The sequence below is a fragment of the Psychrobacter immobilis genome (assembly GCF_003148585.1).
GTDB classification, from domain to species: domain Bacteria; phylum Pseudomonadota; class Gammaproteobacteria; order Pseudomonadales; family Moraxellaceae; genus Psychrobacter; species Psychrobacter immobilis.
The window spans coordinates 219393-245628 of sequence record NZ_QGGM01000003.1 but is presented as its reverse complement, the minus strand read 5'-3'; the positions used below and the strand labels follow the sequence as shown (position 1 = coordinate 245628).

General features: G+C 44.3%; 18 protein-coding genes and 1 pseudogene. 6 read left to right on the top strand and 13 right to left on the bottom strand.

Annotated elements, in window-relative coordinates:
- Positions 1-137: 137 nt before the first annotated feature.
- The 4 genes from C8D84_RS04425 to mrcB all read right to left on the bottom strand — a co-directional run bounded on the left by C8D84_RS04425 (position 138) and on the right by mrcB (position 5998).
- A complete protein-coding gene (locus C8D84_RS04425; RefSeq protein WP_109590367.1) occupies positions 138-1430 on the bottom strand; it encodes a DUF3426 domain-containing protein in 1293 nt (430 codons plus the stop codon).
- A 196-nt stretch (positions 1431-1626) separates the two neighbouring features.
- Positions 1627-2553, bottom strand: coding sequence for a 50S ribosomal protein L11 methyltransferase (gene prmA / locus C8D84_RS04420; protein WP_109590365.1), 927 nt, complete (start codon positions 2551-2553; stop codon positions 1627-1629).
- 122 nt (positions 2554-2675) lie between these two features.
- Positions 2676-3485 carry a tetratricopeptide repeat protein gene (locus C8D84_RS04415; protein WP_109590363.1) on the bottom strand — a complete coding sequence of 270 codons (810 nt, stop codon included), beginning with the start codon at positions 3483-3485 and terminating at the stop codon, positions 2676-2678.
- Positions 3486-3520: 35 nt separating this feature from the next.
- Positions 3521-5998: a penicillin-binding protein 1B gene (gene mrcB / locus C8D84_RS04410; protein WP_109590361.1), complete on the bottom strand. Its 2478-nt coding sequence runs from the start codon at positions 5996-5998 to the stop codon at positions 3521-3523.
- Positions 5999-6467: 469 nt separating this feature from the next.
- On the opposite strand from mrcB, the gene C8D84_RS04405 reads away from it, so the two are divergent.
- Positions 6468-9248, top strand: a complete 2781-nt coding sequence (locus C8D84_RS04405; protein ID WP_109590359.1) for a heavy metal translocating P-type ATPase — start codon at positions 6468-6470, stop codon at positions 9246-9248.
- 220 nt (positions 9249-9468) lie between these two features.
- Here the strand turns inward: C8D84_RS04405 and C8D84_RS04400 are convergent, their stop codons facing one another.
- A complete protein-coding gene (locus C8D84_RS04400) occupies positions 9469-10191 on the bottom strand; it encodes a Bax inhibitor-1/YccA family protein (protein ID WP_045445091.1) in 723 nt (240 codons plus the stop codon).
- Between the two features lie 299 nt (positions 10192-10490).
- Between C8D84_RS04400 and C8D84_RS04395 the strand changes: the two genes are divergently transcribed.
- Positions 10491-11495, top strand: coding sequence for an NAD(+) kinase (locus tag C8D84_RS04395; RefSeq protein WP_227675922.1), 1005 nt, complete (start codon positions 10491-10493; stop codon positions 11493-11495).
- Between the two features lie 66 nt (positions 11496-11561).
- Positions 11562-11873, top strand: a complete 312-nt coding sequence (locus C8D84_RS04390) for a YeaC family protein (RefSeq protein WP_045451872.1) — start codon at positions 11562-11564, stop codon at positions 11871-11873.
- Between the two features lie 86 nt (positions 11874-11959).
- On the opposite strand, the gene C8D84_RS04385 is transcribed toward C8D84_RS04390, so the two are convergent.
- The 5 genes and pseudogenes from C8D84_RS04385 to C8D84_RS04365 all read right to left on the bottom strand — a co-directional run bounded on the left by C8D84_RS04385 (position 11960) and on the right by C8D84_RS04365 (position 19217).
- Complete coding sequence (locus tag C8D84_RS04385) at positions 11960-12334, bottom strand: HopJ type III effector protein (protein ID WP_045445094.1); 375 nt, start codon at positions 12332-12334, stop codon at positions 11960-11962.
- Between the two features lie 123 nt (positions 12335-12457).
- Positions 12458-12625: pseudogene (csrA, locus tag C8D84_RS04380) on the bottom strand (carbon storage regulator CsrA); the annotation flags it as partial.
- 369 nt (positions 12626-12994) lie between these two features.
- Entirely contained in the window at positions 12995-14281 is a 1287-nt protein-coding gene (locus tag C8D84_RS04375) for an aspartate kinase (RefSeq protein WP_109590357.1), read from the bottom strand.
- Positions 14282-14606: 325 nt separating this feature from the next.
- Positions 14607-17279 (bottom strand): alanine--tRNA ligase, encoded by a 2673-nt coding sequence (gene alaS, locus C8D84_RS04370; protein WP_109590355.1) that lies wholly within the window; start codon positions 17277-17279, stop codon positions 14607-14609.
- A 162-nt stretch (positions 17280-17441) separates the two neighbouring features.
- The gene (locus tag C8D84_RS04365) at positions 17442-19217 is read right to left on the bottom strand and encodes a DUF389 domain-containing protein (RefSeq protein WP_109590353.1); all 1776 of its coding nucleotides are present in this window, start codon (positions 19215-19217) and stop codon (positions 17442-17444) included.
- Between the two features lie 290 nt (positions 19218-19507).
- Here C8D84_RS04365 and C8D84_RS04360 point away from each other — a divergent pair, with 290 nt between their 5' ends.
- Entirely contained in the window at positions 19508-19720 is a 213-nt protein-coding gene (locus tag C8D84_RS04360) for a hypothetical protein (protein WP_087814154.1), read from the top strand.
- A 116-nt stretch (positions 19721-19836) separates the two neighbouring features.
- Here C8D84_RS04360 and C8D84_RS04355 read toward each other — a convergent pair whose 3' ends face one another.
- Complete coding sequence (locus C8D84_RS04355; protein WP_109590351.1) at positions 19837-21276, bottom strand: L,D-transpeptidase family protein; 1440 nt, start codon at positions 21274-21276, stop codon at positions 19837-19839.
- Between the two features lie 290 nt (positions 21277-21566).
- On the opposite strand from C8D84_RS04355, the gene prmB reads away from it, so the two are divergent.
- Together prmB and aroC are read left to right on the top strand one after the other, a co-directional pair.
- Positions 21567-22730 (top strand): 50S ribosomal protein L3 N(5)-glutamine methyltransferase, encoded by a 1164-nt coding sequence (prmB, locus tag C8D84_RS04350; protein WP_109590349.1) that lies wholly within the window; start codon positions 21567-21569, stop codon positions 22728-22730.
- 91 nt (positions 22731-22821) lie between these two features.
- On the top strand, positions 22822-23925 hold the full coding sequence (gene aroC, locus C8D84_RS04345) for a chorismate synthase (RefSeq protein WP_109590347.1): 1104 nt from the start codon (positions 22822-22824) through the stop codon (positions 23923-23925).
- A gap of 138 nt (positions 23926-24063) precedes the next feature.
- Here the strand turns inward: aroC and C8D84_RS04340 are convergent, their stop codons facing one another.
- On the bottom strand, positions 24064-24264 hold the full coding sequence (locus C8D84_RS04340) for a hypothetical protein (RefSeq protein ID WP_109590345.1): 201 nt from the start codon (positions 24262-24264) through the stop codon (positions 24064-24066).
- Positions 24265-24380: 116 nt separating this feature from the next.
- Complete coding sequence (gene creC, locus C8D84_RS04335) at positions 24381-26180, bottom strand: two-component system sensor histidine kinase CreC (RefSeq protein WP_109590343.1); 1800 nt, start codon at positions 26178-26180, stop codon at positions 24381-24383.
- Positions 26181-26236 lie beyond the last annotated feature (56 nt).

Here is a 26236-nt window from a genome sequence, read left to right as displayed (position 1 = left end):
ATTGCCACAAAATATAACTGGGTGGGTCGCACTTGCATCACTACTGAACTTGCGACCTGTCTACGTTTTTCTGACGACTGAAGTTTTAAGAGACAAGGTTGTTTATAGAAACCGCTATTTTTTTGGTAATTATCTATTCAATACAGAGGACTTATAGTCACTTCTCGAATTTGTCTATTAGCAACAGGGATGGTAAATAATATGTTTCGACTGCTGTCCGCCGCTAATTGGCTTTGCTTGCTTAATAGATAATCAGCTGGCGTGGCGATGAATTCTCCAATCATATCATTTGCGCCGTATACGCTGACTTTAACATTCGGATACAGCTGTGCTTTGGCACTTTGATTGTTTAATGTGGCACTGACATCGCTCGACTTTCCATCCATCTTAATCTTACTCGATTTATGATTAAGGTTGGTAATCGTGAATGCTGTTAGATCGGCACTAGGTAAACTACAGGCAGCGACTGCACATACTGATTGTAAGCGCTCTGCATGCACTGGGTTTTTCATCAAAGTTTCTAGATTAAAAATGACGTATTGAGCAAAAAGTAGCAGTGCTAATACTAAGCATCCTAGTGTCCATAGTAAGGATGCGATAGAACGTCTCTGCGGCGTAGGTGTAAACTTTGCTTGTGCTTTTCTCACACGCTCTTCGGCGGTTGGCGCTTCATCTTTCAGTGGTACACCCATATCGAGCAACAGTTGTGATAAATCGGTATCGTCTTGTCGAACCTCTTCGCCTTTATTTTGTTCTTTTAGGAGTTTTTCGAGCCAAGAATTATCCGCAGTATCATCCACATTGGCATGAATATCATTAGCGGCTGCTGAACTGAGCGCCATTTGTGCTGATGAGGAATTTTCTGTTGTAGCATCAGATGATACTTTCGCTGATGACGCGTTGTTTTTATCTGTTTTTTTAGAGAGGTTGCTTGTTGGTTGGTTGTCTGCTGTAGAAGTATAACTGCTATTATTCATATTGCTTGCTTGAGTCAGCCAAGCATCCATACTATCTAGAGAATCATACTCTAAAACACTTTCTTCTGGCTCATAGCTATCCATATCATCATAGATTAAGCCGTCATGAATCAAATCGTCCCCAATTAAAGTATCAGATGAAATATTTTTTAAATGTGGAGGAGTGAGTGGTGACTTAGAAGCGCCTGCTGCATGTCGATTTTTATTATGATTGTCAGCGGTTTGTGCAGAATGTCGATTTGAATCGGCTAGCGTATTGGTGTCAGTCGTTGTATTTTTTTGAATCGCGGAAGTACTGACAGCATCGGCAGTGAGGATAAGATGTTTATTGACCAAAAAACTCTGTTGGCATTGATCACAGCTAACCGTGGCGTTTACTTTATTCAACTGTGTTTGCTGTATTTTAAAGCAAGCTTGGCAATGAGGGCACTGAGTTTTTATGGGCGTGGTCATAGGGTCGAATCCAAAAAATTATGGTTATCAATACCGCTTAGCCACTCGCTAATAGTTGCCTATAGTGCTAATACTGCCGTTTGTATCAGCTTTAAATATTAGCTGTAAATGTCCATAAATCATGGGTAAGGACAGAGTGGCGTCAAATGCATGACATTTGACTGCCCTCTATCGTAACAGATGTAATTAAATGTTGCTAGCCTGTAAATGTACCAGATAAACGCTGCCAATGTTGGTCTTCTTGCGCTGTAAAAGCATGCTTTGCATCAAGCGCAAAATAAGGTTGATAAGCCGCCGTTACCTGTTCGGTTTGTGACTCTATTAGACCGGCCAATACAATGCGACCTTTTGGTGCGATTAAGGTGGCGAAGTAAGGCGCTAAGCCAATGAGCGGCTTGGCTAGAATGTTTGCAACGATTACGTCTACAGGTAACACATCATTTTGTGTGCAGTAGTCAGTGAAGTCTTCTGGCAAAAACGCTTGCAGACGATCCCCAACGTGATTGCGTGCGGCATTTTGATTGGTTGCCAGCACTGCTTGTGGGTCGATATCGACAGCATACACGTGGCGTGCACCTAATAACAAAGCAGCAATGCCTAAAATACCTGAACCGCAACCATAATCAATCACCACTTTGTCTTTTAGATCTTGTTCTGTTAACCAGTCAAGACATAAGCGGGTAGTGGCATGATAGCCTGTACCAAAAGCTAGGCCAGGATCCATAATAATATTAGTCGCCTCAGGATTGGGCGGCGTCAGCCAGTTAGGTACAATCCATAAATTATTGGCACATTCGATAGGATGGTAATTGCTCATCCATTCGCGCTCCCAGTCTTTATCATCGACAGCCGTGAGCCAGATACGGGTGGCTTGCACTTGTGCTGCGATTTCATGACTGAGCTGCTCGACTGCCTGACGACTGCCAGCATCGGTGGTCGCATCAAATAGCCCTGTCAAGATAACCTCATCCCATAGCGGTGATTCACCAGGTAATGGCTCAAATAAAGGCTGGTCACCTGCGTCGTCTAAGGCGATGGATAATGCACCTGCTTCTAGGAGCAGTGCCTCAGCCAAATCGACGTTTGCTTTTTCACATTGTAAATGCAGTTGTTGCCATGCCATAACGATAACCTTAATTAAAAATAAATGTCTATTTTGGATAAATGATGCGTATGCACAATATAAAAAGTGAATAGATACCAAATGATAAACTTGGTCTCTATTCACTTCGGTATGTCTTGATATTAGCGTAAGGCTTGCTTCGCTTCACTGATGACGCGAGCGTTGCCTTGGGCTTGTCCTGATTGCAAAATAATTTGCCACAGCGCGCGGCGACGACTGGTATCTTGAGAAACACTCAGACCACGGCGTGCCATGGCTTCTGCTTTACGCGGCTGGTTCTTTTTTAATGCCACTTGCGCCAAATAGAAATACACCGCAGAAGATTTAGGTGCTAGGCGCTGTGCACGGGTAAAGCTGTTTTCAGCATTGGTTAGTTTGCCAGCTTTTAGTTGACTGATACCTGCTTGCATCAAATTGCGAAATGCTGGCAAGTTGCTATTGTTGGTAGTAGCTTGCTGTGTCCGTTGCTGCGAGTTTTTTCTTGCCTGTTCTAGCAATTCGTTGTGTGACGGTGCTGACGGCTCAGAGATGATGTAGTCATCACGCGAAGGGATGATAATAACTGGATCAGGTTGGGTCAACACAGGATTAGATGGTGTAAATACAGGCGTCTCTTGAGTCAACGGATTGGTTGATTCGGCTGGTTCGGAGGAATTATAAGGCTCAATGGGGTAGTCGTCCTCGTCCTCTGTTCTGACAATGGGCGCTTGCGTCACAGTCGCTATGGGGGCTTTGGCTGTTTGCGATGATGGCAGCGTTTGAGTCGGTACCGTTTTTATTGCGGTAGATGCAGTCGGCGCAGTCTGGCAAGCGCTCAAACTCAACATGCCAGCTAGAGCACTGACTGCCAGCATCTTATTGGCTGACTTGACTTTGATAGACCGCGTTATGACGGCTGACCTAGCTGATACAGTTTGCTTGAGAGATAACATTAAGTTGAGACCTTTTTTAAGTTTCACAAATAACTTTAGAACCATTCAACGGCACGATCATACCAAGTATCGGCACGACTTTCTGCATCATTACCATTTGACCCATCACTGTTCTCTTGGTTGTCACTATCAACAGCTTCGCCATTTGGAATCTCTAAACCTTCACTACGGCGCTGCTGGTTCTGTTCACGAGCACGATCTTGTTGATATAAGCCGACAGCGCAACTGCTGGCTTCTTCTGGTAAATATGCCGACAAGACAGGCAGATAGCGTGCATCTGCACAGCGCTCATTAGACAACTTGCCTGAGTTGTTCTCTAACCACAACCATTCAATACCTTCAGGCTCTGGTAGTGCCACAGGCGTCAGCTTCAAGCGATTCATATAGTCAACCCAAACTGGCAATGCGCCAGTACCGCCGCTTAAGCCAATTGGCTTGTTATCATCACGGCCAACCCAAACCACACTGACATAGTTGCCACTGTAGCCTGCAAACCAAGCATCGCGGTAATCATTTGTGGTACCTGTTTTGCCAGCAAGATTTAGATTGCTACCAAGTGATTGCACGCGTTTGGCAGTACCGTTTTTGACCACATCTTGTAAAGCATAGTTAATTAAGAAGTTGGTTTCAGGCGGAATACTACGCTGAGTGTTGAGTCCAGTACGTTGTAAAATACGACCACGGTCATCAATGACGGTGCGAATACTATGAATAGGCGTACGGAAGCCGCCAGTTGCAAAGACTTGATAGACACCAAGCATGTCCATTGGGCTAAGATTAACAGAACCTAACAATGCTGACGGGTAGGGTGGTATTTTTTCTTTAATTCCCATGCGCTGTAACTGCTTGGCAAAGGTATCGACCCCAAACTCCATACCTAAGCGTACCGCTGCTTGGTTATAAGACTTTGATAAAGCGGTGGTAAATGGCACATAACCATGGTCACGATTGTCATAGTTCTTGGGGTTCCATTTAGTACCATCGCTTAGATTCACGGTAATCGGTGAGTCATCGACTGAGCTTGCAAGATTATAACGCCCACTTTCAAGCGCTGTCATATAAATAATAGGCTTCAATAAAGAACCCACTTGGCGCTTGGCATCGACAGCACGGTTAAAGCCGGTAAATTCACTGCCACTGCCCACCACAGAGACCAGCTCACCAGTCTCAGGATTGGCACTCACTAGAGCACCTTGCAAGTCTTTAGTTTTGCTACTGTTACGACGCAGCTCACCCAGTTTTCTATCAACTGCTTTGTCTGCGGCTAATTGTGCAATAGGGTCTAAAGTACTGATAATGATAAGACCTTCATTCTTGAGGTCATCAGAATAGTACACGGTATTCAGCTCGCGCTTGACGATATCCAAAAAGTCAGGGAATTGACTTTTGCCTTCGACAGGTTTGTCCACGACACCAAGTGGCTGCTTTAGCGCTTTTTCATAGTCTTCTTGACTGAGTGAGCCAACGGCCAGCATGTTGCCCAGCACGACGTCACGGCGCGCTTTTGAATCGTTTGGATGGCGACGTGGGTTGTAGATACTCGGGCCTTTTGCCATACCGACTAACAGGGCTTGCTGATCCAAGCGCAGCTCATTCAGTGGCTTATCAAAGTAAAACTGTGATGCCAAGCCAAAACCATTAATAGAGCGGTTGCCGTTTTGACCCAAATAAATCTCGTTGAGGTACGTTTGTAGAATTTCATCTTTGCTATAATGTAGCTCGAGCAATACTGCCATTAACGCTTCGTTGGCTTTGCGCTTCAGCGTACGGTCTGAATTGAGATAGAAGTTTTTAATCAGCTGCTGAGTGATGGTCGAGCCGCCTTGTCTAGAGCCACCAGAGAAGTTGTTCAGTACGGCACGTGCAATGCCTCGTATAGAGACGCCTTTGTGCTCATAAAACGCACGGTCTTCCGTGGCTATTAACGCATCAATGAGTGGTTGTGGCACTTCATCTAACGAGACGACCAAACGATCTTCATTACTGTCAGGATAAATACCACCGATACTCACCGGCTCTAAGCGAATGATGCCGCTTTTGGCAGGCAAAGTGCTTTGTACGGACTCAATCTTATTACCAGCAATGGTCATTTTTATGACTTGCTCTTTATCCACATCGTTGGCGCTATAAGTAAAACCGCGAGTATGAATAAAGTAGGTATTACCTGATCTATGATAAGTTCCCGTGCGATCATAAGCTTTGTTGCTTTGATAGTTCAGCAACTCCAGCCATGTCTTCATCGTATCTTTGTCGACACTCGCGCCTTGATACAATTCAAGCGGCTGCGAATACACTTTGGCAGGAATATCCCAGCGCTTACCCTCGAACTTATGGGTAATGGTGCGATCAAGTTTGATTAAATATAGCGCCAAGAGCACCATGCCAGCAATAATGACAATTAAGATAAGACTACTAAATACCAACCCACGCTGCTGTGAAGGGAGCGTGTGGTTAACAGATTTAGAGGACTGTGTTAACTTGGTATTTGGTAACTTGGAATTGGATGTTTGCACTGATGTCGCACCATTTTGGTATAAAAAACTGCCTCATAATGACGCAAATTGACAAATTTTTCAATCTATCATCGTCAACGCAGGCATTCATTGATTGTAAGCGGTGAGTAGTTATGCTCTTCACAGCACTTGCTTATAGTATAATCTCTGTTAAAACACGGTCATTGCTAACAAAGCATTAAAAGCTTTAGATTGACAGTATTATTGTCATATAAGTGTCATATTAGCTTCATGTCACCATGTCACATAGCCATGCACGATAGCAGTTTAGAGATGCGCCAACGATGTGTTTTTTATGAGTTAACCGCTACTGTTATTGTTTTATTTTTTGTGAGCCGTGCTGAGAGTTATTTAAAATAGCTGTTTTAGATAAGTCTTCTGCATAGGCGTTGAGTCTCGTTAATGATAGTAAGTTTACTTAAAGCGAATAAGGTTCGAGCAAACCTGTCTAAAGGAAGTAAGCGCGATTATGTCCAATGTCCCATCATCAATGGCATCGACCACCAGCCAGCATTATGAAGATAACTCTATCATCGAAGGTTTAGTACTGCCACTCGCAGGTCACTGTTTCCACTGCGGTGATCCTGTACCGCAGCCGCCGTTCCATGCCAAGATATTGGGTAAGCCGCGTGAGATGTGCTGTATGGGCTGTCAGTTAGCCTCTCAAAGCATCGTAGAGGCGGGGCTTGAGCAGTATTACTTGGACCGCTCAGAGATTAATCGTACGGCAAGTCTACCGACGCAGTTGACTTGCCTTGAGGCGTATGACCATGACGAGATCAAATCACAATTCGTCTATGCTCAAGACGGACTGTCGGTTGCAGAGCTGTCCGTCAATAACCTACGCTGCGCGGCATGTACTTGGCTAATTGAGTCGCGTCTCGATGAGTTAGAGGGCATCAGTAAATGTCAGGTGAATTTGACCAATCAGCGGATGCGAGTGATATGGAACGAGGATAAGCTGCCGATCAGCCGTATTCTTGCCACCATTAATGAAATAGGCTACGAGGCCAAGCCTTATCGTCAAGATACGCATGAGGCGATGCTGGCGCGTCATAACAACCAAATGCTGATACGTCTTGGCATTGCCGCGTTGGGCTCGATGCAAGCGATGATGTATGCCGTTGCCATCTATTTTGGTGAATACAGCGATATGCTAATATTTCAGCGTGATTTTTTGCGCTGGGTGTCTTTATTTGTCAGTACGCCCGTTTTCTTCTATGCGGGTATCCCGTTCTTTACCTCAGCGTGGTCGGCAATTCGTGCCCGTCAAGTCAATATGGATGTGCCCGTCAGTATCGCGCTGATTGTGACTTTTTTCGCGAGCCTATATGCCACCATCACTGGGCAAGGGGAAACCTATTACGATTCGGTCAGCATGTTTATTTTCTTTTTACTGGCAGGGCGTTACATTGAACATAATGCCCGCCTAAAAGCCGCCACTATGGCCAATGACTTGGTCGTGGTTGAGCCAGTACTGGTACAAAAAATTGCGGAAGATAAAGAAGCCGCCGAGCTTATATTACAGCAGTTAAAGAAAAATGAGCTCGAGAAAACAGCTGAAAATGAAGACGTGAGTAATCAAGTCAGTAATTTGGATACAAATGAGGCGAGCACATCAGCCAATCCAACGCCTAATTTTATGCAAAGCATGGATGCCAATGTTCATCGGCTCACATCGAAAATTGCACAAGACTGGCAACTCGCGCGTACTCAACAATTAGCCTTACCAACAGCAGCAGATGAGGCAAAAGAAAAACAAATGGTCACCGCCCATAGTTTGCAAGTAGGTGATATCATTTTAGTTGAGGCTGGCTCTGAAATCATTAGCGATGGTATTTTGCTGAGTCAGACTGCTACCGTGTCGCAAAGCCTGTTGACGGGTGAGGGCGACTTGATTATCAAGAGCCAAGGTGACTATATCGTTGGCGGTGCACAAAACGATAGCCAACCGTTTGAGATGCTGGTCACAGCATTGCCAGCAGACAGCCAAATTGGCTTGATTGATCGTCTGATGAACCGTGCCATGAGTGAAAAGCCCAAACTGGCACAGCAGGCTGATAAGCTGGCACGCTGGTTTGTCGCGCGTATTTTAGTATTGTCTGTCTTGGTATTCATTGGCTGGTATATCGTTGACCCAAGTCAAGCGATTTGGGCTACGGTCGCGGTATTGGTCGCGACTTGTCCTTGTGCACTGTCTTTAGCGACGCCAATTGCGCTGACGGTCGCGACCAATCGATTGGCAAGCTATGGCTTTTTGACAACGCGTGGACATACGCTACAAACGCTCGCTGAAATCACTCATGTCGCCTTTGATAAAACAGGCACTTTAACTTATGGTAAGCCGAATTTATTAAATATTGAGCTGCTTAAAGACAATGATATTGCAACGGCTACAGATGAGCAAAAAGATACGCTATTAGCAATCGCCGCTGCCTTAGAAGTGGGCAGTCGCCATCCTATTGCACACGCGCTGCTTACCGCTGCCTATCAGTTGCATTTGCCATCGACGCAGGCCTTACAGCATTATCCAGCAGGCGGTGTCGAGGCAATGATTGATGGCGTATTATATCGAATTGGTCATGTGGATTTTGCGTTGAACGATGCTGATAATGATATGGTTATTGATTTATTATCACAGCGCGCCAGCTCAGCGGTGGTTTTATCTTGTCAACAAAATGATTCGTTCACTTGGCAAGCGCTGGCATGCTTCTATTTCAATGATAAGGTGCGTGATAGTGCCAAAGCCATGCTCGATACGCTTAAAGAGTTGGGTATTGAAACAGTTATGTTGACTGGTGACCCAAGCCCGCAAGCGCTGGTATTGGCTGAAAGTTTAGGAATGCATTCTGCTTACAACGGTCTGTCGCCAACAGACAAGGTCACTCACATTCAAAAGCTACAGGCGGAAGGTGGCGTAGTGTTGATGGTGGGAGACGGTATCAACGATGCGCCAGTGCTAGCAGCAGCAGATGTCTCAACTTCTATTGCGGGGGCGGCAGATTTGGCACAAGTATCGAGTGACAGTATTATCTTAAATGGTCAAATCGACGCTATTACTGCGGCTAAGCGTATCTCTGATAAAACGGAACGTATTATCAAACAAAACTTCCGCTGGGCACTCATTTATAATGGCAGTGTGCTAATACCAGCAGCGTTAGGCTATGTGCCACCTTGGCTGGCGGCTATTGGTATGTCATTAAGTTCATTGTTTGTGGTTTTAAATGCGCTGCGCTTAAAACGCGCTTGATACCCATTCAAAAAAACGATTAGCTGCGTCAAACTTACTTAGCCTACTAATGTAGTACTGAGACTTATCTTCCTTGCTGCTCACATTTTTCCAGATAGTATGTCTATCATAAATATTTAACTTTACCCATAAAAAAACCGCCTTTAACTATATACATAGCTAAGGCGGTTTTTTATTTAAATAACGATCTGATTTAAATAATGATTAACTGGTTTTTAGATTAGTCTTGTAAGTAGCTAAGCAAACGCATAAATTCAATGTACATCCACACAAGCGTTGCAAGAATACCAATACTAAATAACCATTCGTAGTCTTCAGAGACGCCCATTGCCACACCGCGATCGATATTATCGAAGTCTAGTAAAAGCGTAAAAGAGGCGATGATAATCACAAATAAGCTAAAGCCGATAGCGATAGCGCCACCTTCAAATAAGAAGGGTAAGCTTGAACCAAACGCTAAAGAAAGTACCCATTGCGCCACATAAACCAGCATAATCGCAATCAATGCTGAAGTCACAATTGAGCGGAACTTTTCAGTCACTTTGACCAGACCTGAGCGATATAGCCCTAGCATAACGGCTGCCGTCACAAAAGTGGCACACATAGCGGTCACTGGTACACTCGGATACATCCGCATAAAGAACAGCGAGATGCCGCCTAAAAATATGCCTTCTAACAGTGCATAAGGCACCGCAAAGGTTTTGGCTTTGTGTGGTTTAAAAGTGATAAAAAGCGCGAGACCAAAAGCGGCAAACATACTACCGAAGGCAGCCATCGTGATAAAGCCTTGCGACAAGCCTGCCATAAGGGCATAAAAGAAAAAGCCCACACCAGTGATCGCAGATAATCCAAGTAATAGACTGGTCTTTTGAATCACGCCCTTGACCGTCATTGGCTTACCGCCGATCGCAAGTTCTGCGCGACTGACAATAGGATTGGCCATAAAGTTGTCCTTAATAAAATATAAATAATAGTAATGCTAGCTACTTTAGCAAAACCGCCATTATTGTCAACTGTGTTTACGTGACAGCCATCAAGGCTTCACGACCTTATGGAGCTATTATTAGTTGATGTATTTTGGCGTATTGCTTAGCTAAAAAAACACGTTTAAGAGTAACGTGCGATGGCTTTTATATGGGGTTGATTACGACAGTTAACAACGATAATTCATAAACATGCTAGTCTAAACGCTCGTTTATCGCTATCATTGGCGAGTACTTTACCGTTATGCCGAGTCGTTTTATGGAAAACTCAGCGCAATCCGCAAGATTGCCGCACTTACATGAATCAGAGCTGTTCCACGCTATCAAAAACCCTGCTTTTAGGCGCATTGGGCTCATGGGTCGCGCTGGTAAACGCAGTGTCACTCAAAGCTTGGTGCAAATTGCCCAGACTATCAATGAGATGAATCTCACATTGATTATGGATGTGCAAACGGCGAACTTGCCCACTTTGAACCTCACTGAGATCGAAAAAGTCAAAATCGTTAAGCGTAGTTTAATTGGCGAGATTTGTGATTTGGTCATCGTTGTTGGCGGTGATGGTTCGATATTGCACGCGGCTGAAGCGTTGGCACGCTACCGTGTGCCTGTACTTGGCGTCAACCGTGGTCGGCTTGGTTTCTTAGCGGATGTAAAACCTGATGAAGCGGCGTTTAAATTGCGCCAAGTTTTGATGGGTGATTACCAGCTGGATCATCGTTTTCTATTGACGATGGAGATACGAGAAGGACGCACTATCATTCATGAAGATATGGCGCTCAATGATATCGTATTGCATGCGGGAAAATCGGTTCATATGATTGATTTTCAGATGAAAATCGATGGTCAAGATGTCTACCGTCAGCATAGTGATGGTTTGATTGCAGCAACGCCTACCGGTTCAACGGCCTATGCACTCTCTGGCGGCGGTCCCATCATCCATCCGAGTATGGATGCTATCTGTTTGGTGCCCATGCATCCCCATACTTTGTCTAGCAGACCGATTGTGGTGAGCGGTAATAGCGAAGTATGCATTCGCATTCATGAAGACAATCGCACTCAGCCGATGGTTAGCGCAGACGGCAAGCCAAGCGTGCCACTTGAGCAAGAGCAACGGCTCTATATTCGTAAGCATCCAGATAAGCTTACTTTATTGCACCCGCCAGGGTTTGATTTTTATGAAGCTTGTCGCACCAAATTGCACTGGAACGTCCATGCTGAGGAATTCAGTCTTGACGTGGATGATGATATTATGGACGACGAATAAGTGTCTCTTTTATATACAAACGTTATAAAAAATATGTTATAAAAATAGTGGTGGAGAATAGGTAGGATGGATAAGCAAACGATATTAGCAAGTTTAACGCCAGAAGTGGTGGATAAATTCCGCATGGCGATTGAGTTGGGTAAGTGGCCTGATGGTCGCAAGCTGACCGCTGAGCAGCGCGAAACCTGTATGCAAGCGGTGATGGTGTGGGAACACGAGCATCTACCACCTGCCGAGCGCACAGGCTATATTCATAAGCCAGTCAAAGACGATGGTTCTATCGTTGGGGCGGAATGTGATGTCGAGCATGAGCATCATTATCCAAACATGCCTAATCCGAAAGGCGCAGTCCAACCAGTCAAGTTTCGTGATAAATAGACTGATGGCTAAGTTTTATGATAAAAAATGAAGCACATAAAAAAGGCCACGCTGATTAGCGTGGCCTTTTCTTATTTAATAACTTTTTAAAGCGCCGTCGTATCAACACTAGGGCGAACCGTTAGTGGGTTTTTTTGCATCAAAAACCCTTGCCAGCCCCAATGTAAAAAATTGCGGATATTGGCATGGTCAGTACCGTTAGGAGTTGCTTGAACTTTGGCATAATGCTCGCCAAACAGTTTTAGCGTGTCCAATTGATTCAGACCATGGTGCTTGGCAAAGCCAAAAATTTTCGCACTACCTTCATTTTCACCAGCTGCATTGTGTACCATACCGTTCACAAACGGGGCAGGTGCGTAGCGATAAAAATCATCAATAAAACTGATGACATCATTGAATCCAATGGCTTTTTTATCCAAACCATTAAGTAGAGCCGATACGTCTGATTGGCGGATACTCATAAATAAATGACCTCAGAGCAGATTAAAAAAGTGAAAGTATGTAACTTAGCGATTGAAATAGTCTTCGTCATCAAATGAAGGCGCAAAATTGCCTTGCTCAAGATGTTGCATTTGCGACTGTACAGAACGCTCATGCTGAATACGTTGGTAAATCTCTTCGCGGTGTACGGCAATATCTTTCGGTGCATTGACACCGATACGTACTTGATTGCCTTTGACACCTAGGACAGTCACACTGACCTCATCACCAATCATTAGCGTTTCGCCCACGCGGCGTGTCAAAATTAACATGCGTCACACTCCTTATGTCGCATCAACAAATTATTACTCATCAGATTACTTCTCAATTGCAGGACATTACCGCAGCACTAGAAAGACAATGTATCAATGACAACCACAATGCTTACTATTGTGCCAATAGCGGTAATGATAGGTAGATTCATTTAGCCCAAATGAAAGCTCCATTATAGGGGGCATAACAGAGACTGTCACGGGTTTTCACAAAACTATTGGGTAAATAGTCACCCTAGCAATAATAAAAAATAAAAATAGGATCTAAAAAGACCCTATTTAATTTAATACATTGTTGAAAGTAATTGATACTGACTTAATGCATAACTGTTGATGCTAAATCGATTATTTTAAGCGTTTTAAAATAAGTTATAGCCCAGCGATTTTACTTTCGCCATCTTCACGATCCAGACCAAATGCGGTATGTAGTGATTTAACGGCTTTTTCTAAATACTGTTCTTGGATAAGGACAGACACTTTGATTTCGCTGGTTGATATCATTTGAATATTGATATTGTTTTCAGCAAGCGTTTGGAACATGAGGCTCGCAACACCAGCATGAGAGCGCATGCCGACGCCGACTAAAGAGACTTTAACGACTTCATCATTAGCCAATATCTCTTTAGCACCGATCTCATCTTTGACTTCATTCTCTAGTACTTTCATGGTTTTGTCCATGTCAGTACGGTTGACAGTAAAAGTAAAGTCGGTGGTGCCGTTGGTAGAGAGGTTTTGCACTATCATATCAATTTCGATATTGGCGTGACCGATAGGGCTGAGAATAGCAGAGGCAATACCAGGATGATCAGGTACACCGCGCACGACTATTTTTGCTTCGTCTCGATTAAAAGCGATACCTGAGATGATTGCCTGTTCCATATTGTCTCCTTCGTCTATCGTAATTAGGGTGCCGACATTGTCTTGAAATTCTTGGTCGAAGCTACCATCGTTGTTTTCATCAAAGCTAGATAATACGCGCAGTGGTACACCATATTTACCGGCGAATTCTACCGAACGAATCTGTAAAATCTTAGAGCCAAGACTTGCCATCTCTAGCATTTCTTCAAAGGTGATTTTTTCAAGTTTTTTGGCTTTTGAGGTCACACGAGGGTCAGTGGTATAAACGCCATCAACATCGGTATAAATCTGACATTCATCAGCACCCAAGGCAGCAGCAATAGCGACACCTGTGGTATCAGAGCCGCCGCGCCCTAATGTGGTCGCGTTGCCTTCGTCGTCAATACCTTGAAAGCCTGCGACGATGACGACATTGCCTGCATCGAGTTGCGCGCGGATATTTTTGTCATCGATGCTTTCGATACGGGCTTTATTGTGGGCATTGTCGGTCTTAATCGCGACTTGACGACCAGTAAATGAACGAGCGCCTATACCAAGCTCTTTAATCGCCATAGCAAGCAATGAAATCGATACTTGCTCACCGGTTGAGACCATTTGGTCGTATTCACGGGGATCAGGCTGAGTGCTAATTTGGCGTGCTAGATCAATCAAACGGTTGGTTTCGCCGCTCATGGCAGAGACGACAACAACTATTTGATGACCGTTGTCATGCCAGCGTTTGACTCGTTTGGCGACGTTTTTGATGCGGTCGATACTGCCCATCGAGGTGCCGCCGTATTTCTGTACTATTAACGCCATAAAAATCTACCTATTATTCATTAATGGCCTTTTATTATCATCAATGAGAGCCAATATGCGGATGTGACGCTCAATCAATGCTTGTATAGATAAAGCCGTATTATAAGAATTGCGCCCATGCTTTTCGTTTATGTATTCAGTAGTGCTGACTAGGTAATGCACGCACGATGCATATAAACGTTGACCTTTATATCATATCTACGTCACAACGTTAAGTGCCCGTAGCGCTTAGATACATGGCGATTGGTTATAACCGTTATAACCAATCGCGTATCTTATGCGTAGTAGACCCAAGTGATGCGCTGTATTCATGTCTTTTTCAGGACTAGCTAAGCTGAGTTTCAATCCAAGCAGGTAGGGCATTGATAACCGCGGTACTGTTGGCAGACTTTGGCGCGCCGCCTTGGGCGTAATCTGGCTTACCACCACCTTTACCGCCCAGCTCACTTGCCAAATGACGAATGATATCACCAGCTTTTACTTTCGCAGTCACAGACTTTGCTACGCTTGCAGCTAGGGCTAACTGTTCGTCTTTATCACCAATCAATACAATCACGCTATCAGGAAGTTTAGATTTAATATCGTCCATCAGGGTGCGGATAGATTTGCCGTCGATACCGCTTAAGGTACTGATAAGCACGGGCGTGCCTGCGATGGTCTGTACTTCATCGAGTAAACTGGCTGCTTGGGCGCTAGCGATTTTTTGCTCTAAGCGCTCCAGTTGTTTCTCAAGTTCGCGCTGCTTATCCGCCATGGTACGTACGCGCTGTGCCACTTCAGGACGTTTCACTTTTAGTTGACTGGCAAGCTCGCTCAGCTGCTGCTCACTTTGCTGAATGTTTTTAATCGCATTCATGCCAGTGACCGCTTCAATACGGCGGATGCCAGCAGCAATACCTGATTCGCTGGTAATTTTTAGCACACCAATATCACCAGTACGTTTAACGTGCAAACCACCACAAAGCTCAATAGAGAAGGGCTTGCGCTGACCATCGACGATACTGTCAGTGCCCATGGTTAAGACGCGAACGTCACTGCCATATTTTTCGCCAAACAATGCCATCGCGCCTTGTTTCATCGCTTCGTCGATAGACATATTCTCGATGCGAGCGGGGGTGTTGGCTTGAATTTGCTCATTGACTAAACGTTCGATACGCGTAATTTCAGCAGTGCTGACGGGCTTGTCATACGAGAAATCAAAACGTAAGACTTCGCTTGATACTAGCGAGCCTTTTTGCGTGACCGCGTCGCCCAATACTTCTCTTAATGCGGCATGCAATAGATGCGTGGCAGAGTGGTTTTTGGCACTAGCCGCACGGATGCTGGACAAGACTTGCGCATCAGCGGTCTGTTTGGTATTAATGTCACCCATGGTCACGACACCATAATGGATGATGGCTTGACCAGATTTTTTGGTATCTTGCACTTCAAAAACGCCAGTCGCGGTGCGGATTTCGCCAAGCTCACCAACTTGACCACCACCTTCAGCATAAAACGGTGTACGGTCAAGTACCACGACGCCTTCCATGCCCTCGGCTAAGCTGGCTGCTGGATTGCCATCTTGATACAGCGCATCAATCGTCACGCCATCTTCTGCAAGCTGCTCATAACCGATAAAGGTCGTTGGGTTTTCTACTTGAATGACACTGCTATAATCAACGTCAAATTTGCCAGCATCACGAGCACGCTCACGTTGCGCTTGCATATGCTCGTCGAACTCAGCTTCATCAATCACAATACCGCGCTCACGAGTGATATCCGCAGTCAAATCGATTGGGAAACCATAAGTATCGTACAGTTTAAATGCGGCTTCCCCAGATAGCGTGTCGCCATCTTTTAGACCTTCCAGTTCGCTGGCAAGTAAACGTAAGCCTTGTGCCAAAGTTTTGGCAAACTGTGCTTCTTCTTTTTGAATGGCATTTTCAATGATGCTTTGCTTATCTTTTAGCTCAGGATACGCCGTACCCATTTCAGCAACCAAGGGCTCGACCATTTTATAGAAAAACTCACTGTCAGCACCAAGTTTATTGCCATGACGTACCGCACGACGAATGATACGGCGCAGTACATAACCACGACCTTCGTTGCTTGGAGTAACGCCATCAGCAATCAAAAATGAAACGGCGCGAATATGGTCAGCGATGACTTTTAATGACGATTGTTGCTGGTTTTCAATCTCTAAAATCTCAGCCGCCGCATCCATCAAATGTACAAACAAATCTATCTCGTAGTTGCCATGGACGCCTTGCATGATGGCGCTGATACGCTCAAGTCCCATGCCAGTATCTACGCTTGGCGCTGGTAGCGTTAGCATAGAGCCGTCTTTTTGACGATTAAACTGCATAAAGACGCAGTTCCAAATCTCGATATAACGGTCGCCATCTTCTTCAGGTGTGCCCGGTAGACCGCCTTCGATATCAGCACCATGGTCATAAAAGACTTCGGTACAAGGACCACAAGGACCGGTATCGCCCATCGTCCAAAAGTTGTCTGAGGCGTAAGGCGCACCTTTATTATCGCCAATACGGATAATGCGCTCGCTAGGAATACCGATGTCTTTATGCCAAATATCAAAGGCTTCGTCGTCAGTCTCATAAATGGTCACATACAAGCGGTTTTTATCGATTGCTAGCCATTCATCTGAGGTCAAAAACTCCCAAATATAGCCAATACCGGCTTGCTTAAAATAATCGCCAAACGAGAAGTTGCCTAGCATTTCAAAGAACGTATGATGGCGCGCCGTATAACCGACATTATCCAAATCATTATGCTTGCCGCCAGCACGTACGCACTTTTGCGACGTCACCGCACGGGTATAATCACGTGGCTCCATACCCAAAAACGTTTCTTTAAATTGATTCATACCAGCATTGGTAAATAGCAATGTCGGGTCATTGTGTGGAATCAAACTCGATGAGGCGACGGGGGTGTGCTGCTTGCTTATGAAAAAATCGATAAAAGCTTGACGAATATCGGCTGAGCGAAATGGCTGGCTCACAGCGGCTCCTTACTGGCGAATAGAATTGAGTAAAATAATTTTGCAAACGATTTTAGCACAAACGCCCAAGCTCTTGGTACAAGAGTTACAACGGCTAGGTTATTCTGCGCATGTAGATGCTCGATGGATTTGTAGCGCATCAAAGCCAGTTGGTCAAAAAAGCTAATTGGTCAAAATCGCCGCATCAGTCTCGTCCAGTTTATCTTGTATCAATGGATTGGACTCAATGACTTGTACTGGCAAGTAGCGTAGCTGTAGCTTAATGGGTAGATATTCAGGGAAATTCTCTGCCATATCTTGAGTAATAACGGTTTCGATTTGCCGTACATCGTATGAGGTAGGCGTCGTCTCTCCACGAATGACCGCACGTACGATCTTATTTTCTTCTGAAGTATCAAACTGAGTATTGGTCAATACGTTACCTTTATCGATAAAGTAGCTATTGATGGCTTCTTTGACGCTACTCTCAAAAACCTGCTGCTTGGCGTTGGTCTGTAGGTTGATGGTCAAATATGTCCCCAATCCACCCAACAATAATAACGTCACCGCATTACGGCGTAAAAAGGTCAAATAGGTGCTTGATTTATAATCGTCATCGACCAAACGGCGAAAGCCTAATAACCAAAGTACTAAAGCATTGGTAAACTGGATAGCAATAATATTGGTTAGCGCCAGTAGCAGTGCCCCAAGTCCAAGCTGCGTCTCGCCATTGGCAAATAATATCCCACTCGCGGCAAGAGGTGGCACCAACGCAGTGGCTACCGCCACGCCGACCACTGCCACTGATAGGTGCGGTGAAACCATCGCATAAGCACCAGCAGTACCACCCGCTAGAGCAATCATTAAATCCATCGAGGTTGGCTGAGTGCGCGATAATATCTCTGCGGTCAGTGGCTGATCTTTGTGTAACCAGCCGACGATAAAACCAACCAATACCACCAATGATACGCCGACAATAACCGTAATCAGTGATTTACGTAGTAATGGCATACGATGATCAATAATCGCTAACGCTATGCCAGTAATGGGACCTAACATCATGGCAACCAACATGGCGCCAATGACGACGGCAGCTGAATTGGTCACTAACCCATAACTGGCGATGATGGCAGAAAGTATATTCATAATGAAATACATTTTGCTAGGCAGAGCGTTGGCCTCGATTCTGACCCGTACTTCTGGATAGTCTACCTTTTGATTGCTAAATTGTTCGGCAACAAATTGCTTATAAGACTCCAATTTAGCTTCTTTTTTTTCTTTAATCTCGTCTTCTAGTTCTTCCTGATTATCGACTTTATCTTTCACAGTATTTTTTACGATAGCGTCATGATTTTTAGGCGTGTCTGGCTGTTTAGCAATTGAGGACGGTTTTGTGTTGTCACTATTTGCTTTGCTTTCTTGCTGAGGGTTATCAGAGATAGGATAAGTGCTCTGTGTATCAGCGGGGGCAATACCCTCTGCCTCTACCGTTATCTCAGCGTCAGCATCTTTTTGAGAAGTTTGCTCGGAAGCGCTATCTTCTTCTGCTTGAGCATCTTCTGCTGATGCATTTTCTAGATTTTTATGATTGGGCGCTGTTGTCGATTTTAACGATTCATTGGATAGTGGCGTCTCAAGCCCAGTGATTTCAAGTTTAGTTATTTCAGACTCATTGTTGGGCTTGGCGGTTTCTAACGTTGCTACTACCTCGTCAGCACCAATGGACTTTATCGATATCGTTGTTTCAGGCAGCTGTGCACACGCCATATCCTCGCCACAGTCATTGTCATCACGAGTCTCTGAGCTTTTTGAAGGCTCAGTATGTTCGACAGTGCTATCTAGTACAGAGCTACCATCTGCGTCAGTTAGCGCCGCTTTTTTGTCTAGATAATTGGCTGTGCTTGAGGCATCTTTTATAACTGAAGAATCATTAGAGAGTTTGTTTTCAGATGAGGTCATGGCAGATGGCTTTCTTAAAAAGTAAAAGAAAGACATTATTGTAATGATAAAAACAGGACAACGTATGGTTTTTTTACGACTAAATAGAGCGCAGTGTCATTAAGTAGTAATACTTAAAATAGTAAAATTATGCATCATTAACTAATAACAATAAAAACCTTAACTCTAACAGGGTTTTTATGCTTAGTCACCTACTATAGCTGGCTCGCAGGTTTATAGGAAATACTTACTTTCTTTGTGGGTTTAGTGTATAAAGGTACTATATCCACAATAAAAATGAGGAATAAGTTATGAACTGGCCATTATTCTCTGTTATCTATTCAATCGCAGCAACCGTTACCATTGGCGTTTTTATGATTGGCGCTTTAGTCACAGGTTTTAATGAAATACCTCATATTCAAATAGCAGTAGCACTAGGCGTTTTGGTGTCTATCCCTGCAGGCATGTTTTTTACCAAAAAAGTTGGTAGCATCACTGGTAATGAAGAAGGCTATAAAGCATAAAAGCGAATAATGTTGTCAATTTAAATGAATAAATCCGATTATCAGCCATAAAAAAAGACCTTGATAACAAGGTCTTTTTTTTATTCATCGTTTATGACTTATTAGTTAAGCCAAATTTATTTAAGCTCAACGGTCGCGCCATTTTCGATATTGGCATAAACCTCTAACACATCCCAGTTAGTCAAACGCACACAACCTGCAGAGGCTTGGCGACTGATGCCTTCAGGCTTTGGTGAACCATGAATACCATATGAAGGTTTAGACAAGCCCATCCATACGACGCCAACAGGGCTATTTGGTCCTGGTGGTAGCATATGTATTTGTTTGTCTGCGCCTTTACCGACGGTTGCTTTATACCAAGGCATTTTCACCTTGTTAATGATTTTAAACGAACCTTGTGGCGATGGTGTGGCATCGCTACCGATTGTCGTTGGGTAAGTAGCCACCAGCTTATCGCCGTTATAAGCATATAATGTCTTATCGGCTTTATTGGCAACCACACGGTTAATGCGCTGCTTAAGTGGTGCACGGGTATTTAAAACAGTGATGGTTTCGCCCGCTTTATATTGCTTATTTTTGTTCAGCTTATCTAAATAACGCACATCCATATGGAAGCGCTCACCAAACATCTCTTTAATGTCTTGATAGTATAAGCCTTTCATTTTTGACTTGGCTTCTGAACCTGCAGGTATGCTAGCAAAGTTGGTCTTAATATCATCTTCAGTGATGGTGTAAGTCACGAGCACTGGTTTATTCGCTGGGATATTTTTATTTAACGCATCCCACGTTTTTTGATCCATTTTACCTGTGGCTGGCAGACCTTTCATGGTTTGAAAGTTGATCAGCGCTTTTTTACTGTTCATGCCCCAGCCGCCATCGATGGCGCCAGGAGAAGCATGGTTCCAATCAAGCAGTGCCTGCATTTTGATCGTCATTGCCGAGTTAACTTTCATATTCGGTGTCCATGTGGCACCGTTTACTTGTTTGGCGTAATTCGACAAATTCAGCGTAGTATGTTTTTTACCATTAACATCTTCGATGCTTTTGATAGAAGTATCTGCTGAGCTAGCATCAGATATGGCTGCGGTAGGGGCAGCGACGGCTTGACCTTCACTAATATCGTCAGTGCTATCAGACTGCACATCCTTACGAGCCAGCTCTTCTACCGTCATATTATCAGCACTGACTGCTTGTTGCGCTGTCTCTACATCGCCTTCCTGCTTTTCGTCAATCAGCTGAGTCATACGGTCAGGAGCATTAGGCTTTAAGGCAGGCGTGGTTACGACAGGAGCACGACCATCGATTGAGCTACTGCGATTCTCTTGTACATCAAGGCTAACTTTTTTGGCAATGCTAGGCATTGAGTCAGCGGTTCGTACTGGCAAGGTACGCGTATTATCAGCAGGTGCGGCAACGGCGCTGACACTGGCAGTAACGATAGCAATTGATATAGCGGTAATAAGAGGCTTCATTTTCATCATATTGGGATACTTATGGTTATAACTAATGGGGCTATTATGCGCATAATTTGAATGCTTCGCAAACTTTTGACACATCTTTTTTCATTAAAGTCTTGCCAAACGTCAACCGTTGACGTATTCACTACAGTTGGGCAATAACTGAGCGAGGGTATGCATAAAATGATGCGCTATTCTTACTTACAATCTTCATTATTCACATTGTTTTTAGAACCATTTTTATGAATATAAAACTGCAAAAATTGGCGCAACTTAGCGTTTATGTCTATAATGGTGAATAAATTTTTATTTAATAGATCGGCTTTTAATAAAAGGCGTTTTAACCCATCCGCATGTAGTCAGTGAACATGTAATCAGCAAGGTGCGATATGTCAGAAGACCAAACAATGAGCGCAGAAGAATTTCAAAATCAATACTTCAATGACGATGGTCTAGAGAGTGAAATGGTGTTTGATTTAGAGAGTGGGATTCTGGGTGAAGACGATCAATTTGCCAATTTGCCTGCAGAATTAGAAGAGGCCCGCGAGCAACTGGTCAGTATTCGTGATTTTATTCGCTTTTCGGTCACCCAGCTTCGTAATTATGATGTGGTCGTTGCACAAGGCACCACCGATGAGTTTGCTGAAGCATCCGCCATTGTTTTGCATTCTCTGGCTTTAGACTGGTCAGCCAATGAGCAGATTCTCGATTGTCGCTTGACCACCTCAGAGAAGCAGTTGGTACTGAGTTTGTTAGAAGAGCGTATCGCTGAGCGTAAACCATTAAGCTATTTGATTAATTTATCATACTTCTGTGATTTGCCATTTTATGTCGATGAGCGGGTGCTAATTCCAAGATCGCCTATCGCAGAATTGATTCGTCAGCAGTTCCATCCATATTTTGATGTCAATGAGCTTGCCAAACCACTTGGTAAGAGCATCAACGAGCAGGCTGCTGTATTTTATGATCACGGTTTAGAGGTCAAGCAGCTGTCGCAGCCTGAGCGTATTTTAGATTTATGCACTGGTTCTGGTTGTATTGCTATTGCGCTTGCGACGCGTTTCGTTGATGCGCTGGTTGATGCTGTTGATATCGATAAAAGTGCGCTTGAAGTAGCTATGGTTAACGTCGATCATCATGATCTTGGGCATCAGGTTAATGTGATTGAGTCCGATCTGTTTGCTAAGATTCCTGCTGAACACCAGTATGAGTTGATCGTCACCAATCCGCCGTATGTTGATGCGGCTATTATGGCAGAGCTGCCACCTGAATTTTTATATGAGCCAGAGCATGCGCTAGCCGCGGGTCAAGATGGGCTGGATTTGGTGCATCGTATTTTGTTTGAAGCGCCAGATTATCTGAGCCCTGAAGGCTTGCTTGTCTGCGAAGTGGGCGATAGCGAATGGGCATTAAAGCAAGCCTATCCTGAAATCCAGTTTGATTGGTTGAAATTTGCCCACGGTGGTCACGGTGTCTTTGCGATTACCTATGATGAGCTCATGGCACATCGTGAGCTGTTTGCTGCTTATGTACAACTGTTAGATAGCATTTAATAGAGCTATCGAGTACTAGAACTGTTGAGTAATAAAACCATCGAGATTTACGTGATACTTAAAAATCTACTTCATTTGTTTAAGGATAAATATGGCAGGCAATAGCATTGGACAGGTTTTTACAGTCACCACGTGCGGCGAGTCGCATGGTGCAGGTCTTATGGCAATCGTCGATGGCGTGCCACCGGGTTTGGCCTTATCTGCAGATGATTTGCAAATCGATTTAGATCGCCGCAAACCGGGCACGTCTAAATACTCTACCCAGCGCCGCGAGTCCGATGAAGTTGAGATTATCTCTGGTGTGTTTGAGGGTAAGACGACTGGTACGTCTATTGGCCTGCTGATTCGTAATACCAATCAAAAATCCAAAGACTATGGCGAGATTAAAGACACGTTTCGCCCCGGTCATGCCGACTATACCTATAGCATGAAATATGGCTTTCGTGATTATCGTGGCGGCGGGCGTTCCTCAGCGCGCGAGACTGCGATGCGCGTGGCGGCAGGTGCTATCGCTAAGAAATATCTACAAGAGCGCTTAGGTGTGCAAGTCCGTGGTCACGTCACCCAAATTGGCAATGAGTACAGTAATGTCCTAAACCCAAGCCAAATTGATTGGGACTTTGTGAACAGCAATCCGTTTTTTTGCGCCGATGCCGATGCTGTCAGTCGTTTTGAGACCTTGATAGACAGTTTACGCCGTGAAGGCACTAGCTGCGGTGCCCGTCTTGAGATTATCGCTAGCGGTGTGCCAGTCGGACTTGGCGAGCCAGTATTTGATCGTTTGGATGCAGATATTGCCCATGCGATGATGAGCATCAATGCTGTTAAAGGCGTTGAGGTCGGCGACGGCATGGCAGTGGCAGGACAGTTCGGTCATAGCTCTCGTGATGAGCTGACACCAGACGGTTTTACTGCCAATCATGCTGGTGGTATTTTGGGCGGCATCTCGTCAGGGCAAGACATCCGTGTCAGTATCGCGCTTAAGCCAACCTCTAGCATTACCACGGCTGGCAAGAGTATCAATACTCAAGGCGAGTCGGTTGATATGCTAACTAAAGGTCGTCATGACCCTTGTGTAGGGGTACGTGCCACGCCTATCGCAGAAGCCATGCTGGCCATTGTCTTGCTCGATCACTATTTGCGTCATCGCGGCCAAAATGCAGATGTTAAGCCGCCAGTAGCATCTATTACTTAAATTGTTTGCCGCAAAATTATAAACCCTCTATCATATCTAACTAGATATGATAGAGGGTTTTTTTGACTGATTTTTTATAAATAATTAACAAGCCAGCAACTTAGTTGATAAGACTTCATCAGTAAATTGAATGAATTTTTAAGCCGCTACTTGATAGTGGTCAATAGCCACACATTGCTGGTGGCGAAATACCAATAGCAGTTGTTGACTGGGAATGGCTAACCAATGCCCAAAAGCGATACTATCAATCCCTTCACCTGACAGCGCTTGTAGACAAAAATGGCGACTACCGCCTAAACAGTTTTTTATAATTTGATTTTTTTCAATAGCGTCTTTCATGGTCTTTCTATCCTTAATAGGGGTTACGAATTTGAATAACGCTATCGTAAAACAAGCAGATAGAAAACCTGTGTAGGAATGATGGAAAATTCATGAACTGGCATAGATGCTTATTTTTAAGCCAATGGTAGGGTTAAGCTAACCATGACACCAGAACGTTGATTCTTATCAGTACCAATTTTATCGTTATCATCATGGACGTTATTAATAGTTACCTGACCGCCATGATGCTCAATAACTTGCTTCACAAGGGTTAAACCAAGGCCAGTGCCTTTTTTAAGGGTGTTGCTAGACAAGCTAGGCGGTGTTTGCGTAGTATCGGATGTTGAGTGACTCTCTGCTGAAAAGTCTGATAGATGCTCTGAGGTTTTTTCAGCAGCTTGACTCTGATGCGATAAGCTAAAATAACGGTCAAACGCTTTATCAACGGCATACTCAGGGAGCAATTTACCATTATTAAAGATATCAATAGTCACAGTTTGCGCTGAACCATGTTGCTCGATGCTGTGCAGATAAATAACGACTGTGCTATCGGCAAAATGAATGGCATTGTCCAATACATTTTGCAGCACTTGTACCAACCAAAACTGGTCAGCGAAAACGCTGGTATTTGCCAAGGCATTTGGTGATAAAGTCGCTGTTTCAGTCACTCGTTTATCATCAAGATAGATGTCGATAGGCGCTAGGTGCTGCTGTTGCAATTTAGCGCTGTTGTCTTTTGCAAGGGTTTGCAACAACGGTAGTAGAGGGGTCAGCTGCCGATTCAGCTTAAAAGTCGGTTGCTCAACTTTGGCAAGTAATAGCAGCCGATCAATTAATTGCTGCATTTTGATACTTTGTTCACCAATGGACTGGATGAGCATCTGTTGATCTTCTTTATCGAGCCCGTCGTCTTCTAGCAACTCACTACTGGCACGAATGGCGGTTAACGGACTTTTGAGCTCATGGGTCAGGGTATGAACATAGTCAGTAACATAGGCGCGATTTTCCAATCGATGTTTCATAGACTCAATGGTATCCGTTAGGCTATTAAGTTCATGACCTAAGTAAAAATAGGGCTTTTTGGTGTCTTCTGCCAGTGCACTGGTATATTGGGTCACAAGGCTGATGCTTTGCTTGAGCCACCATGCGACCAGTCCTGCTAATATAAGGGCAGCAATACTCATGAGCAGTGCTGTGATAAGCATGCGATTGCGCGTATCGTCCAAATAAGGCAACACGCTAGCGACAGGTTTGCCAACGCTGATGATACCAATCAAGTTGCCAGTTTCATCCTTTATCGGCTGTGCCACATACATCACCGTACCATCTCGCTGATTATGATCTAGCGTTGTACTTCTCGCGCCATACTGACCATTTAACGTTAGATAGACATCATTCCAGCGGCTGTAATCTTGTCCTTCATCATTGTCAGGTTCGGGTAGTGAGTCGTATATGACAACGCCTTTATCATCGGTGATATATATCCGAAAGCTGCTAGGGCTTTTATTTTTATATTCTGGATCTGTTGTTTTACTTATCGTGGGCGCACCGATAAATGCCGCATCGAGTTTAGTTTGATACTGCTCATCGTATAGCTGTCCTGAAGATAATGGCATCTGCAAACTTGCCGCTAGCAATTTGCTGGTATCTAACAACGTATCTTCGATGACTTGCTGCGCCGTCGGTTTGACATAACCAAACAGCTGAGTAAATACGACCACACCGCAGATAATCAGCACTAACGCCAACGCGAGCCAAATCCTAAAAAATATACTTAAATTCATCAGTCGTTTTGGTTTAGTCGTTTGCTGCGCGGTGCCGATAGGATGCAGTTTTGCATACCAATTACTTTGGCTGGCATGCGCGCTGTTATCAGCCTTATTAATATGAGTATTAGGATGGCTATTAGCACTATCGTTGGTTTTATGATTCATATTTTCAGGTATATTATTTGACGTTATAGAATATCGGTTTTAATCAAAATATGGCT

Coding starts and splice junctions, on each gene's coding strand:
- C8D84_RS04385 (WP_045445094.1), bottom strand. CDS start 12,334: ATGAGTATCCGCCAATCAGACGTATCGGCTCTACTTAATGGTTTGGAT.
- C8D84_RS04405 (WP_109590359.1), top strand. CDS start 6,468: ATGTCCAATGTCCCATCATCAATGGCATCGACCACCAGCCAGCATTAT.
- creC (WP_109590343.1), bottom strand. CDS start 26,180: ATGAATCATAAAACCAACGATAGTGCTAATAGCCATCCTAATACTCAT.
- C8D84_RS04375 (WP_109590357.1), bottom strand. CDS start 14,281: ATGGCGTTAATAGTACAGAAATACGGCGGCACCTCGATGGGCAGTATC.
- prmB (WP_109590349.1), top strand. CDS start 21,567: ATGTCAGAAGACCAAACAATGAGCGCAGAAGAATTTCAAAATCAATAC.
- C8D84_RS04400 (WP_045445091.1), bottom strand. CDS start 10,191: ATGGCCAATCCTATTGTCAGTCGCGCAGAACTTGCGATCGGCGGTAAG.
- C8D84_RS04395 (WP_227675922.1), top strand. CDS start 10,491: ATGGAAAACTCAGCGCAATCCGCAAGATTGCCGCACTTACATGAATCA.
- C8D84_RS04340 (WP_109590345.1), bottom strand. CDS start 24,264: ATGAAAGACGCTATTGAAAAAAATCAAATTATAAAAAACTGTTTAGGC.
- prmA (WP_109590365.1), bottom strand. CDS start 2,553: ATGGCATGGCAACAACTGCATTTACAATGTGAAAAAGCAAACGTCGAT.
- C8D84_RS04355 (WP_109590351.1), bottom strand. CDS start 21,276: ATGTGTCAAAAGTTTGCGAAGCATTCAAATTATGCGCATAATAGCCCC.
- C8D84_RS04415 (WP_109590363.1), bottom strand. CDS start 3,485: ATGTTATCTCTCAAGCAAACTGTATCAGCTAGGTCAGCCGTCATAACG.
- C8D84_RS04360 (WP_087814154.1), top strand. CDS start 19,508: ATGAACTGGCCATTATTCTCTGTTATCTATTCAATCGCAGCAACCGTT.
- C8D84_RS04425 (WP_109590367.1), bottom strand. CDS start 1,430: ATGACCACGCCCATAAAAACTCAGTGCCCTCATTGCCAAGCTTGCTTT.
- C8D84_RS04365 (WP_109590353.1), bottom strand. CDS start 19,217: ATGACCTCATCTGAAAACAAACTCTCTAATGATTCTTCAGTTATAAAA.
- aroC (WP_109590347.1), top strand. CDS start 22,822: ATGGCAGGCAATAGCATTGGACAGGTTTTTACAGTCACCACGTGCGGC.
- C8D84_RS04390 (WP_045451872.1), top strand. CDS start 11,562: ATGGATAAGCAAACGATATTAGCAAGTTTAACGCCAGAAGTGGTGGAT.